This is a genomic window from Streptomyces sp. NPDC044061 (assembly GCF_056434305.1).
Window position 1 is genome coordinate 20,209 of sequence record NZ_JBWKFL010000001.1, and the last position, 12,279, is coordinate 32,487.

Genomic DNA, 12,279 nt, shown 5'->3' on the forward strand with positions numbered 1-12,279 from the left:
ACGTCGATGGCCAGGCTCGCCGATTCCTCCGGATCCTACTCGAGCCGGGACCATACGGCAGAGGCGTCCAAGGCACCGCTCTCCGTCGTGCCGGAGAGCGTCCAGGTAAGCACATGGTGTCCCGGGACCGAGCGCAGCCCGTCGAACATGCGCCGCCAGTCGTCGATCGTGGTGTCGAGGACGCAGACGTCCCGCAGTGCTCCATCTGCGACGAAGTCTTCCGGCCGATACCTCCACAAACCTCGGACCGTCTGCCCGTTCACCATTGCGCAAAGGGTGCCCGTGCCGCGATGTCCGGGCAGGCCCGGTCAAGTGCGCGCCGGAAGTCATGGGCCAGTGCCGCCAGCATGCCCTCGACGTCCGAAAGGGAAGCTGTTTCCGTCGCCGGGTCGGGAATCCAGTCGGTCTGCGTCGTGCAGGTCATGGTGATCTGTTCGCCGGCGGGATCGAACGTGATGACACGTTCGACCCCCTGTCCGTAGAAGTCGATCTGTGCTCGGTCCCTCCGACGGAGGGCCGTCCGTGCCTGCGGGAGTTGCTCGATGACCGACGACAGGTCGTAGGAGACGTCCACCGGCCACGGACTCTGGCCGAACCCTGCCACATCGAAGCGGCAGTCCGTGTCGGCCAGGAGCTCACAGGCATCCATGACCAGCGATTCGTAGTCCTCGGCGAGGTCGACGTCATGTGTCACCGGAGTGCTGGACGTGGGCGGAGAGACGGTCATGCGGAATTGCACGGAGCTGCTCACTTCTTCACGATCGGGAAAGCTGTTTTGTAGGAACCATCGGGTTTGGGGACCAGTCGCGCGTAGTTGGCCTCAACTATTTCGCCGTCCGGCATGATGACCTGCCCCATCCCCGGTGGCAGTTCCACTTCGCGCACCCCGCCGTTGGGGTCGTGATGTGTCTTCAGGAACTCCAGGGCCTTGTCGTTGTCCAGCCATTGTCCCTGCTGATTGCCCGTGCTGCGTGCGCGGTCGGTAAGGCTCTTGGTGTTTTTCGCGCCCGCTCCGTGCTCGCTGAAGGTGTGGCCGAAGGTCGGTCGGCTGCGCGTGTTCCAGTTGAGCTCGTCGGTCGGGATCTTCTTGCACGCGAGCCCGAGAGGGTCGAGCCAGGTGAAGGGGTTCGGGCCGTATGCGTAGGGGTTCGGGTACGGATCGAGACCAAGTGGGTCGGCCGAGACGAAGCTTCCGGTCTCCGGGTCGAAGTACCGGAAGACGTTGTAGTGGAGGCCGGTTTCGGGGTCCGCGTACTGGCCCGGAAAACGCAGCGGGCAATCCACGGAAGACTCGTCGTCCGGCGGCGCGGGAAACGGCGCACCCCACACCGTGGTCCGGCGCTGCCACGCCAGGTGACCGTCCGGGGTGACCAGTTCGGTGGGCGTCCCCACGACGTCGGTAACGACGGCGTGGAACCGCGTCCGGCGCCCGGGCGTGGTCTCTTCGGCCAGCCGGGCGAGAAACGACCGTTCCCCCTCGTGCGCTGTCGGTTCGTGGTCGGTCTGGGCCACAGGGCGATCGGTGTCCGGAGCGAACTCCCAGGTAGAGACCATGCCGGTGGGACCGGTCTGCTCCGCCAGCCGGGTGTCGTCCCAGGAGAAGTCGGTCCGGTCGCACGCGGATCCGTCCTCGGCGACACGGTGCTTGGAAACCCGGCGTCCGAACGGGTCATAGGCGTAGCACCACCGGTCGCCCTCGGGGGTGACCGCCTCGGTCAGCCGGTCCTCCGAGTTCCATGTATAGGACCAGATGCGCTGCTGGCCGTTGAGCAGCCTTCGCTTCTTGCGGACGAGGCGGCCCTGGGCGTCGTGCTCGTAGACGGTGTTACCAGCACGACGGATCAGGGTGCCGTCGAACTCACGCTCACCCGAGGTACCGAGCCCCGGTGAATCCGCCCGGACCGGATTGCCCGCCGCGTCGTACGCGTAGGTTTCCGTCCAGCCATGTGCACGCACGCCCGTGACCCGGCCAATGGCGTCGAGATCGAAGCGACGGGTGCCCGACGTCAACTCGCGGATCTCGGTGATGTGGCCGTCGGCCCGGTATGCGTAGTCACGATGCTGGAGCAGGCGGTTCGCCCCGGCGGCGCCGGAGAGCACGGTCAGAGACTGCTCGGTCAGTCGGCCGGCGGCGCTCCACCGCTGAAGGAGGGCGACGTCGTCGCCGAGTCGGCGCTCGGTCTCGCGGCCCGCCGTGTCGTACGAGAAGGTCAGGGTGTGGTCCGCCGTGCGCAGCGCGGTGCCTCGTCCCGTCGCGTCGTACGTCCACTCCGAGACCAGCCCGGAAGGGGTTGTACGCCGGACCCGACGTCCGAGGGCGTCGTACTCATAGCTGATCGTCCGGCCTTTGACGGTTTCCGTCACGATCCGGCCCAGCGGGTCCCGCTTCAGCGACACGTCGGCGCTCGGGTTGGAAGCGTGCGCCAACTTGCGGTCGGGGCCATAGCTGTATGTGGTGATGTCACCGCTGGCTCCCTCGCGCTGCTCCACCACGCGGCCCGCCGTGTCCCGCGTGAAACGAAGGCTCTCCCCGGCTCCGTTGGTACGGGTGACCAGCCGTCCTGCCGCGTCGTGGGTGTACGTGAGCGTGCGGCCGTTGAAGTCCGACTCGGCCGTCAGGCGGCCGGCTTCGTCATAGGTGTAGGTCCATGTGCGGCCCTGCGGGTTGGTGACTCCCGTCAGTCGCAGTTCCGTGTCGTATGTGAACGCGTAGCGTGCGCCGTCCGCATCGGTTCGCGTGGCGGGTACGTCGAAGTGTGTCACCGTGTGGTGGGTGAGGTGGCCGACCGGGTCGGTGTGGCTGAGCAGGTTGCCCTCGGCGTCCCAGATCCACGACTCCCGTGTGCCGTCAGCCAGTTCGCGCCAGGCGGGCTTGCCCTCAGTCGTCCAGCCCAGGCGGGTTCGATGCTCGAGCGGGTCAGTCACCTCGATCACCCGGCCGAAGGAGTCCCGGCGGATGGCCGTCGTGTGGCCCAGTTCGTCAGTGAGAGCGATGGGCAGGCCGGCGTCGTCGTACATCGCCGTGCGGGTGTGTCCGAGAGCGTCGGTGATCGCTGTGGGCCGGCCTGCCGTATCGTACGTGAACTGCGTTTCCGCGCCGACCGGGTCGACCGTCGTCAGCAGGTTGCCCCGCTCGTCGTATGTGTGCCGCCATACCGCGCCGCCCGGCTCGACCACCTCCGTCGGCAGGCCGAGCACGTTGTATGCGGCCTGTGCCACCGCGCCGTCCGGCAGGGTGAGTGCGATCAGATTGCCGACGTCGTCGTAGGCGCACCGGGTGGTGTGACCGAGGGCGTCGGTGACCGTCGTCGGCTTGTCGCCGTACTCGTCCCACTCGGTGCGGGTGATATGCCCGAGCGGATCCGTCTCTTCCACCACCAGCCCTTCGGCGTTGTACCGGTGCACCGAGACATGGCCCTGCGAGTCCGTGTACGTCGTCGTGCGGGCGGTGTCGTTGTACGTCAGCGTCCCGGACAGGATGCCGTCGACGCCCTCGGTGCGGAGCACGCGGCCGCGCTCGTCGTAGACGTAGGAGAACCAGGTGCCGTTGCGGTCCGTCCAGCGGGTGACGCGGCCTTCGCCGTCATAGGCGAAACGTAGTGGCTCACCGCTGGAGTTGATGACCTCGGTGAGGTTGCCGGCATGGTCGTAGTCGTAGCGCATGACGACGGTGCCCTCGCCCTGCGTGCCCTGCGGGCCGTAGCGGGAGGGTGGCTCGTCGAGCAGCCGCAGGGCGGTGATACGCGGGCCCTGGGTGTCGACGGCGACGTAGTAGCCGCCGGAGTGGCGGAGGCCGAAGGGGACGCCGTCGTCGTCGCGTTCGACGTCGATGCGCATGCCGTTGCGGTCGCTCCAGGACTCCAGCGCCAGGTGGAAGACGCCGAAGGTCGGGGACGGGACCGGGGCGGCGAAGGTGCGGGTCACGCCGGTTGCCGGGTCCGTGACCGTCATCGCGCTGTCCGGCTTGCCGTCCCACTCCAGGGGCCACCGGGCGCCCTTCACCGGCATGGTCGCAACACCCGGTTCCGGCACCGGATACACCAGGCGCATGCCGTCCGCCGCAGCGAACACGACGCCCTCACCGTCGATCTGGAGGCACTCGTCCAGGGTGGATATCCAGGTCGGGCCGAAACAGACCCCACCCCGGTACGAGGACAGGTGGGTGCGCGTGAACTCCAGCGGCAGACTTCCCGGCAGTGTCAGGTCCGTCTGCGTCATCAGCATCGCGCCGGTCGCCACGTCGATCGGCTCGCCCACACATGGGGTGCGTTCGGCGTTGCGGGCTGCAGGGCCCAGCTCGACCAGGTCGGGGCGGAGTGACGGCGGGCGCAGCAGCAGCGGGGTGGTGTCGCTGAGTCCGCCTTCCATGCTCGCCTTCAGCAGGCCGCCGCCCGCTCCCAGCGCGCCGCCGAAGATCATGCCGTCCTTGGCGGACTGGTTGACCTCGTCCAGGCTGAAGCCGTGCTGCAGGCCGGTCGCCATCTTCAGCGGCTGGGCGATGGCGAGGTCGACGGCGACCGACTCGACGCCACCGAAGGCGGCGGCGACGAGGGTGCCCGCGGCGATCTCGGCCACCGTCGTGGTGACCGCGACGCCCATCGTGGCGCCGAACTCGATGACCGCGTCCGCCGCCGCGACGGCCGCCCCGGAGGCGAGGCCCGCAGTGAAGAAGGCGAGCGTCACGCCGCCCGCGATGACGGCCGCGTCGATACCGATCTGCGTCCAGAGCTTGTTGATGGCGTCGTCGATGGCGTCGGCGAACTTGTCGAGTGCCTTGGCCATCTCCCGCGAGGACTTCGCGAGGTCACTGAGCCAGCCGCCGTCCTGGCCCGTGGCATAGCGGCCCCAGAACTTGTCGAACGCCTCGATCGACTCACCAGTGTTGTGGTGGATGATCGACGACGCGTTGCGGTGCACGGGGGAGCGGACGTCGTCGACGGCCCCAGCGAAGGTGCGCCAGGCCTTCGCAGCCTCCCGAAGCTGGCCGGAGTCGGCCTCGGGCCACCACATGCCCAGCTTGAGAAGGATGTGGCGGGCTTTGTCCTCAACGCTCACCGGCACCGTCGCTCTGCTTGTCGGTCTTCACTTCCGTGAACATGCCGGCGATGAGCTGGTCGTTGTCCACGGTTCCGTCGGACAGGTCGACCATGGCCTCGTGAATGCTCGTCAGCCCGAGCACCAGGATGCCCGCGGCGCTCTCGATCTTCTTCTGCTGCGGCTTGTAGGCCTTGCCGAACTCGTTGCCCTGCTCGTCGTGGCCCCAGGGCTCCCCGAGGCCGTCCAGGGTCTGGATGAGGGTGGTCAGCGCCTTGCTCAGATCGATGGCCCCTTGGTGGAAGGCAGGTGCCGCCGCCTTGATGTCCGCGGTCTTGATGTCCAGGACCTTGCCGGGGACCTTGCCGTCGCCCATCGATGAACCCCCGTTCGCAGGTGCGGTCTCCGACTCTATGGCGGCGGGTTCAAGGAGAGATCATGTCTGGGTAATGCAAAGGCAATGCCGGTTCCTTCGCGAAGTTGCAGGCCAAGCACGGCACCGTGCCCGTCGCGGCCGAGCAGCCGGCCTCCGTCGGAGCCCTGCCCATTGCGGTCGCCCGCATCATGGGCTGTCCAGTCGCCTATCTGATTGACGACGCGGCGGATCGCTGCCCTCTGCCTTCGGAGAGGCCAAGACCGACCTGAGGAACACATTCATCGCCGCTGATGCCGCCCGGTCGATGCCCCACACACTCCGCTCCATTGAGCTCGAAGACGAGACCATCGCCGAGCTGGAGATGATCGCGGCTTCGACGACGACCTGGCCGGCAAGACTACGGGCATCAGCAACCGGCTCCGCGGCCTGCTCTCCCCGATCCATGCACACCTCGAACGCATCCCGAGCCCGCGCATCTAACACCCGGCCGTGCTCAAACTGCTCGACCAGTTCGGCTCTCTCCAGCCCAGATCCGCAGGTCCAGCCGCCGCAGGCCAATTAGCCTGATACGCCCGATGGCTCCAGGATGGGCGAACGCCTAGTCAACGACATCTTCACCGCACTCGACGAGCAGACCGTCGTCGTGCCAACCACGGACGCCGCAGCACTGATCGTTCCAAGCCTCCATCCGGCGCGAACAACCCTCCCGACGAGGAAACAAGCAGCTCAAGCGGGCTTTCTTCCCCTCGGCGTTAGTCGCCCTGTCGGAATGCAGCTGCGAGTTCTACTGCCCGCTGATGCCCACCCCGCTCATCACCGCGGGCGCCACATACATCGACAGCCGCACGGACGAGGACCGCGCCCACGCACTCAACCTGATCCAGTCCCGGAAGGACTACCAGACCAAGATCAAGGAGTACGGGCCCGCAGGGGACCAGCGTCGACAATGCCCCGCCCTCGGGTCCCACGCCACGGTCACCTGCTACCGCCGGCCCCAGCCACGCCCGTCCACCTGAGAGGCGCAGTACCTGGACCGCCACCGCCCCACCCCCTCACCGAGCCGATCACAAGGCTCGAAGGCCCCAGAAACGACGAAATACCGGTGAGTCACATGACTCGACCGGTAATTCGTGAACCCTTCGGGACGATCTCGTGAACGTCCCAACAAGTGGGTCGTTCACGAGTTTTGCTGACCAGCGACGATGCCGCCAGTTCAGTGTGCACTTCCCGGCGACACCAAGATCGCTTCCCGGACAGTTGCGGATTCACACAAATGCGATGGATGCACGCCGGGCAAACGTGACTCGCCACCCCAGGCGCCGGCGAGGAAACGATGCTGCGCTGGGCACTCTTTCTCAGACGGGTCGAGCCCCGTCGCTCAAGGGGAGGGCCAAGCGGAAAGCGCGTCGCCGAGCTGGGCAATGACTCCTGCGACGGGCCGATGGAAGCCGGGCAGACGGAGGACGTGCTCGTCGACCCGCACGGCTGGACGGCGCCGGAGCCGGCCGAGACGGACTACAGCGGGATCGACATCGCCGCGTGGGCCCTGCCGGTGGGCCCCAAGACAGGACGAAGCCCCGTTGACCGGGGCAGGACGGGCAGCAAGCACCACCTGATTACGGACGCCACCGGTATCCCGCTCGCTGCCACCCTGACCGGAGGCAACCGCAACGACGTCACCCAACTGATCCCGCTCCTCCAAGCCGTGCCGCCCGTGCGCGGCAAACGCGGCCGACCCCGACGCCGCCCGGACGTGGTGGTGGCTGACCGCGGCTATGACCACGACAAGTACCGCCGGCTGGTCTGGGACCTCGGTGTGAAGCCGCTGATCGCCCGGCGCGGCACCGAGCACGGCTCCGGTCTGGGCACCCAACGCTGGGTCGTAGAGCGCGCGTTCGCCCATCTGCATTGGTTCCGGCGCCTGCGGATCCGCTGGGAGATACGCGACGACATCCATCAAGCCTTCCTTACCCTTGAATGCGCGCTCGTCTGTTGGGGGCGCCTGAAGTCCCGGCGACGGGTGCCTACGGTGCCACCTCAGGAGTTGAGGAGATCTCCTGGATGACATTCCAAAAGTCATCGGAGCCCGGCGCGAGGGTGTGCTCGAACAGAGCGAGACGGACTGCCCGTGCGTGAGCCGGGCGGGCGGTAGCGAGGGCGGTCTGACCTTCGTCCGTTGCGGTGATGAGCACGCGCCTGCCGTGTCCGTCTTCGCGCCGCAGGAGTCCGCGTTCGGCCATCCGGGAGAGCTGACGCGACAGGCGGGCGCGTTTCCAGCCCAGCATGGCGCCGAGGTCCTGCTGGGGCATGCGGCCATCGCCGTTCTCGATCACGCGCGAGAGGACGGCAAAGTCGGCTGCGGACAGCCCGGCCGCACTGTGGATCTCTCGTGCGACCGTGGCGAGTACCGCCTCATTCGCTCGCTTCCAGGCGGTCCACCGCGCCATCTCGGCGTCGTTGAGGGGCTGCGTCATGGAGCCATCCTACCCTTGAGTTGCCATGTAAACATAAAGGGTCCATGATGGTTTACATGGCAACTCAAGAGAAGCGTGCAGTGCTCATCACTGGCGGCGGCTCCGGCATCGGGCTCGGCCTGGCCGAACGGCATCTCGCCGCCGGACACCGCGTCATGATCACCGGCCGCAGCTCCGACCGGCTCAACGCGGTGGCCGACCGCTTGCCCGGCATCGAGACCCTCACCAACGACATCGCCACCCCTGAAGGACGGCAGCACCTGGCCGATCGCGTCCGGCAGACCATGCCGGAGCTGGACGTGCTGATCAACAACGCTGGCATCCAGCGACGGGTGGGCATTGCCTCGGACCGATCTCCCTGGGCCGAAGCGCAGAACGAGATCGACATCCTGTTCGCCGCGCCGGTCCACCTCGGGCAGTTGCTCGTCCCGCACATGCTGGCCCACGGCCGTCCCAGCGTGCTGGTCAACGTCACGTCCGGCGGGGCCTTCTTCCCGCAACCGTTCGCCCCGCTCTACAGCGCGGCCAAAGCCGCGCTGCACAGCTACACCGTGAACCTTCGCCACGCCCTGAAAGCCACCCCGGTCCGTGTGGTGGAACTCATGCCCCCGGCGGTGGCCACCGAGCTCGCCGGCCCTGGCCAGGTACACGGTGCTGACCTGGACGAATTTTGCGACACCGTCTTCCCCCTACTGGGCGGCTCTGACACGGAAGTCGGCTTCGGTCCGACTGCTACACCCGACTTCACCGAGCAGCGCGCCACCGAACAGCGCACCTTTGAGACCATGTCCGACCGCTTCGGCGTGCCGGTTTACCGGCCCGACGGTCGCGTAGAGGACTGACACTCCACCCCACAGTCCGCGACCAACTTCCCGCGGCTTCGGCTGCGCCACTCACACACCCGGAACCTCTGCCCTCCAACTCCCTCGTACACCATTTCGTTAGGCGAGCGGGGCGGCAACGGCACGCTGCGACCGCCGACAGGTCACCTACCCCCAGGGCCAGATCAGCCAGGGCTGGCACGGCCCCTACCCGACGTCCTCGCCCACCGCCGCCCCGCTGATCGTGGCCCGGTTCACCAAGAGCCAGTGCCGCCCCTACCCGGTCCGCACCGGGTGCACCACCACCGCCGAAAGCGCCCGGACCGTGGGCTTTCCCCCACGAGAACTCCGCGACCGGCAACTCCGCGTCCGCGCCGAGCAGCAGACCCCCGACTGGAAGACCCGCTACGCCGTCCGCTCCGGAGTCGAGGGCACCATCAACGAGTTCGCCCACGGATACGGCATGCGCTACTGCCGCTATCGAGGACAGCCGAAAACCCATCTGCAGCATGTACTCACGGCCATCGCCGTGAACATCGAACGCCTCAGCAGCCTGCCACCGACTGAGAAACCCCCCTCACCACGGCCACCGACCGCCTTCCAGACCTCCCTGGACCAGCACGGCATCCCCGATCGAAGTCCTGGCGAACGCTGGGCAGTTGACCTCGACTGCTCTAAGATCGCCGACAGAGTCAAGCTAGTCCGATGGTCAGCCCGGCGAAGAACACCCATCCCTTGGTCGTGGTCGTCATCAGCATCGTGATCGCGAGGGCCACGGTCAGCACACCGAGGATCAGCGCCGCCGGATACCAGTCCGGGCTGGTGCCGAGCACGCCGATGCCCAACGTCAGCAGGGGGACTAGCGCGGCGGTGCGGGCGAGCCGCCGCACCACATGCAGGGGCCAGGCCACGTTCTTCCGGGACCCGGGCGCCATCAGCGGCCCTCGAACCGGCGCAGCCCGACCCGCCGGGACAGCCAGACCAGCAGCTCGAAGAGCACCAGTACCACCGGCAGGGCCCACGCGGCGATGTCGATCCCGCTGTAGTCCGTCTCGGCCGGCTCCGGCGCCGTCCAGCCGTGCGGGTCGACGAGCACGTCCTCCGTCTGTCCGACTTCCATCGGCCCGTCGCAGGAGTCGTTGCCCAGCTCGGCGTGCTTGAGCGGCTTGCCGTCCACCCGCCCCAGAAGGCAGGTGTACTCCGGCCCGTGCTTGCCCTGGTACGTCTTCACCGAGGTGACCCGCACCTGCACCCGCTGCCCTTGGTGCGCCATCACCTCCGCCTGCAGCACCGGCCCCGGCCCGGACAGCGCGGCGATCCCCACGATCACCCCGCCGACGATCAACCACCCGTTCGACGCTGCGATGGTCATCAGCGAGAGAGTCCCGATCAGCGCGAAGGTCCCGAGCACCAGCCCGAGCCCGCTCCAGTCCGGATTGGCGGCCAGCAACGACAGCCCGACGACCACCGGCGGACCGAAAAACGCCATCGTGGTGAGGCGGCGGACCTGCCGGGACGAGGTGGCGGTGGCTATTCGAGGCACGGCGTCAGTGTGACGAACGGAGTCGTCAGGCTGAAGAGCGGGGTCCGTTACTACAGTCGCGCTCTCGATGAGCACCTGTGATCCGAGCGATGTGGCATGCCTGGTGCACCGGGCACCGGTCCTGGCATGAGGAGATGTTCTTGCCCGGCGTGCGTGCGATGGCCTACTTCTGCTCCTGCGGTGAGCAGTTCTGGCCGGTCCCTCCCCTCGTACCGTGGAGTCCCTGAATGCAGGGCAAGTTGAGGTTCATGGGGTCCAAGTAACGGACGTATGAACCTGAGTTCCGTGAGTGTGCAGTACGCATTGTGGTCGAGACGGGCAGGCCGATCCCGGAGGTCGCTGAGGAGCTCGGTGTCCACCCCGGGACGCTGCACAGCTGGGTGTCGCGGTGGCGGCGCAACGGCTCTGCCTCCTCCGACCGGCCCGCGGCCGCTGCCTCGGACGGCCGGCTGCGGGACACCGAGCGCGCCGAGCTGGAGCGGCTGCGGCGGGAGATGAGCGAGAAGAACAAGCGGATACGGGAGCTGGAGATGGAACGTGATGTCTTCAAACGCTGCATGGCCTTGTGGGTGAAGTAGCTGGGCGGACCCGGCCCAGGTGGCCGGGGTGATCAGCGACTGCAAGGCCGAGCAGGGCATTCCGCACACCCTGACGGGCCGTGCGCTGGGTGTAAGCGAGTCCTGGTTCTACAAGTGGCGCAACCAGCCCGTCACCGCTCGCGAGGTGCGGCGCGGGAAGCTGGCCGACGCGATTCGGCAGATCTTCGATGAGTCGGGTGGCACGTATGGTTCCCCGAAGGTCTGGATCACGCTCGTGCGCCAGGGCTGGAGGGTGTCGGTGAACACCGGCGCCAAGCTCATGGCCGAGCTCGGCCTGGCCGGACGCAGGATCCGAAGGCGCCGGGGTCTGACCGGGCCGGGTAAGCGGCCCGCATTTGCGGACTTCGTGCGCCGCGCCTTCAGCGCCACCCTCCTGACCGGGTGTGGGCTGGGGATATGACGGAGATCGTCACCAGCGAGGAGCTGTACCTGGCCACCGTGATCGATCTGTTCTCGCGCCGCCTGCTCGGCTACGCGATGGGCGAGCGCCACGACGCGGAGCTGGTCGTCGCCTCCCTGCATATGGCCGCGGCCACCCGCGGCGGCGACGTCAGGGGAGTGATCTTCGACTCGGACCGCGGCAGCGAATACCAGTCTGACCATGCGGCGGCAGTGGTGCAGCCTGGAATTCTGCGACAATCAGGATCAAGGCAGAAGCGGACAGTGCTTGCGGAAAGCCGTCCCTACTGTGTTGCCTTCTCTCCGGTCGGCCCCGCTGCAAACCACTTGCCATTGATCCCCTGACCGTTCAGGTCACCCGGCTTGCTGTCGCCCGAGAAGCGGTAGAGGGGCCAGCCTCCAACTGTGATCTGGACCTGTCCGTCCTGGCGGCGGATGGCGCCGACCTCCTTCGGATTCACACCCGCCAGGTAGACGTTGCCGCCCTCCTGGATGGTCACGGGGGGCCACTTCGTAGCGCATGCGCCATTGCAGGCCGACTGCGACGGGTCGGCAGTGTCGTCGTCGAAGCGGTACAGCGACGCCTGATTGATGTTGATGAGGTGCGGGGCGGACAGCGGCGCCGAGGTCACCGCGGACAACTGCACCCACTTGGGCGGCGCTTCCTGCACCACTGCACCGACTACGGTCCCGCCGTTGCCACTGAGGCCGGCGTCCCTCGCAGTGGAGTCGACCACCTGCAGCGCCGAGTTGCCTGTGCCCTGACCGGGTGTCGTAGTCGAGTGAGATGGCGAGGCGGCCGACGATACAGGGGACGACGCGGCCGGGTCCGGGGTGTCACCGATAGATACCGACTTGCCGCAAGCCGACAGGCTCGCCGCACCGCACAGGGCGAGAACGGATGCGACAAGGGCGCGGCGTGAGGCGCCCCCGGGGAACAGCGAGCGGGTGAAGAGCGAGGTCATGCCTGATACACGAGACACGCGTCGGTAAGGGTTCAATGCCGCGCGGGGGCGGTCGAACAGACCGGGGC

14 protein-coding genes and 2 pseudogenes are annotated in these 12,279 nt (G+C 67.5%); 8 read left to right on the forward strand and 8 right to left on the reverse strand.

From position 1 onward, the window contains the following. Nucleotides 1-35: 35 nt before the first annotated feature. From AC07CM_RS00105 to AC07CM_RS00120, 4 genes are read right to left on the reverse strand one after another with little or no spacing between them, the layout of a single operon-like run. A complete protein-coding gene (locus AC07CM_RS00105) occupies nucleotides 36-266 on the reverse strand; it encodes a hypothetical protein (RefSeq protein ID WP_478874020.1) in 231 nt (76 codons plus the stop codon). Then, a complete protein-coding gene (locus AC07CM_RS00110) occupies nucleotides 260-751 on the reverse strand; it encodes a hypothetical protein (protein ID WP_478874021.1) in 492 nt (163 codons plus the stop codon). The genes AC07CM_RS00105 and AC07CM_RS00110 overlap by 7 nt, the downstream gene beginning before the upstream one ends. Next, nucleotides 748-5,061 (reverse strand): DUF6531 domain-containing protein, encoded by a 4,314-nt coding sequence (locus tag AC07CM_RS00115; RefSeq protein WP_478874022.1) that lies wholly within the window; start codon nucleotides 5,059-5,061, stop codon nucleotides 748-750. The genes AC07CM_RS00110 and AC07CM_RS00115 overlap by 4 nt, the downstream gene beginning before the upstream one ends. Next, entirely contained in the window at nucleotides 5,045-5,410 is a 366-nt protein-coding gene (locus AC07CM_RS00120; protein ID WP_400136658.1) for a hypothetical protein, read from the reverse strand. Before AC07CM_RS00120 ends, AC07CM_RS00115 begins: the two co-directional genes overlap by 17 nt. 95 nt (nucleotides 5,411-5,505) lie before the next feature. Here AC07CM_RS00120 and AC07CM_RS00125 point away from each other — a divergent pair. The 3 genes and pseudogenes from AC07CM_RS00125 to AC07CM_RS00135 all read left to right on the forward strand — a co-directional run. After that, a pseudogene (locus AC07CM_RS00125) lies at nucleotides 5,506-6,116 on the forward strand (IS110 family transposase); the annotation flags it as partial. A 91-nt stretch (nucleotides 6,117-6,207) separates the two neighbouring features. Next, nucleotides 6,208-6,426 carry a hypothetical protein gene (locus AC07CM_RS00130; RefSeq protein WP_478874023.1) on the forward strand — a complete coding sequence of 73 codons (219 nt, stop codon included), beginning with the start codon at nucleotides 6,208-6,210 and terminating at the stop codon, nucleotides 6,424-6,426. 425 nt (nucleotides 6,427-6,851) lie between these two features. Next, on the forward strand, nucleotides 6,852-7,475 hold the full coding sequence (locus AC07CM_RS00135; protein ID WP_478874024.1) for an IS5 family transposase: 624 nt from the start codon (nucleotides 6,852-6,854) through the stop codon (nucleotides 7,473-7,475). Here the strand turns inward: AC07CM_RS00135 and AC07CM_RS00140 are convergent. Continuing rightward, nucleotides 7,435-7,884, reverse strand: a complete 450-nt coding sequence (locus tag AC07CM_RS00140) for a MarR family winged helix-turn-helix transcriptional regulator (protein ID WP_360984929.1) — start codon at nucleotides 7,882-7,884, stop codon at nucleotides 7,435-7,437. The genes AC07CM_RS00135 and AC07CM_RS00140 overlap by 41 nt on opposite strands. Nucleotides 7,885-7,940: 56 nt before the next feature. Here AC07CM_RS00140 and AC07CM_RS00145 point away from each other — a divergent pair, with 56 nt between their 5' ends. Together AC07CM_RS00145 and AC07CM_RS00150 are read left to right on the forward strand one after the other, a co-directional pair. After that, complete coding sequence (locus AC07CM_RS00145) at nucleotides 7,941-8,726, forward strand: SDR family NAD(P)-dependent oxidoreductase (protein ID WP_478874025.1); 786 nt, start codon at nucleotides 7,941-7,943, stop codon at nucleotides 8,724-8,726. Between the two features lie 223 nt (nucleotides 8,727-8,949). After that, the gene (locus tag AC07CM_RS00150; RefSeq protein ID WP_478874026.1) at nucleotides 8,950-9,468 is read left to right on the forward strand and encodes a transposase; all 519 of its coding nucleotides are present in this window, start codon (nucleotides 8,950-8,952) and stop codon (nucleotides 9,466-9,468) included. Here AC07CM_RS00150 and AC07CM_RS00155 read toward each other — a convergent pair. Both AC07CM_RS00155 and AC07CM_RS00160 read right to left on the reverse strand, forming a co-directional pair. Further along, complete coding sequence (locus AC07CM_RS00155; RefSeq protein ID WP_478874027.1) at nucleotides 9,398-9,640, reverse strand: hypothetical protein; 243 nt, start codon at nucleotides 9,638-9,640, stop codon at nucleotides 9,398-9,400. The two genes, AC07CM_RS00150 and AC07CM_RS00155, sit on opposite strands and share 71 nt — an antisense overlap. Further along, the gene (locus AC07CM_RS00160; RefSeq protein WP_360984941.1) at nucleotides 9,640-10,248 is read right to left on the reverse strand and encodes a hypothetical protein; all 609 of its coding nucleotides are present in this window, start codon (nucleotides 10,246-10,248) and stop codon (nucleotides 9,640-9,642) included. The genes AC07CM_RS00155 and AC07CM_RS00160 overlap by 1 nt, the downstream gene beginning before the upstream one ends. 275 nt (nucleotides 10,249-10,523) lie before the next feature. Here AC07CM_RS00160 and AC07CM_RS00165 point away from each other — a divergent pair. From AC07CM_RS00165 to AC07CM_RS00175, 3 genes and pseudogenes are all read left to right on the forward strand, one after another. After that, nucleotides 10,524-10,826: pseudogene (locus tag AC07CM_RS00165) on the forward strand (transposase); the annotation flags it as partial. A 19-nt stretch (nucleotides 10,827-10,845) separates the two neighbouring features. Then, on the forward strand, nucleotides 10,846-11,247 hold the full coding sequence (locus tag AC07CM_RS00170; protein ID WP_478874028.1) for an IS3 family transposase: 402 nt from the start codon (nucleotides 10,846-10,848) through the stop codon (nucleotides 11,245-11,247). Then, a complete protein-coding gene (locus AC07CM_RS00175) occupies nucleotides 11,244-11,591 on the forward strand; it encodes a DDE-type integrase/transposase/recombinase (protein WP_360984947.1) in 348 nt (115 codons plus the stop codon). The genes AC07CM_RS00170 and AC07CM_RS00175 overlap by 4 nt, the downstream gene beginning before the upstream one ends. Here AC07CM_RS00175 and AC07CM_RS00180 read toward each other — a convergent pair. Then, nucleotides 11,531-12,211: a hypothetical protein gene (locus AC07CM_RS00180; RefSeq protein WP_478874029.1), complete on the reverse strand. Its 681-nt coding sequence runs from the start codon at nucleotides 12,209-12,211 to the stop codon at nucleotides 11,531-11,533. The genes AC07CM_RS00175 and AC07CM_RS00180 overlap by 61 nt on opposite strands. Between the last annotated feature and the right edge of the window lie 68 nt (nucleotides 12,212-12,279).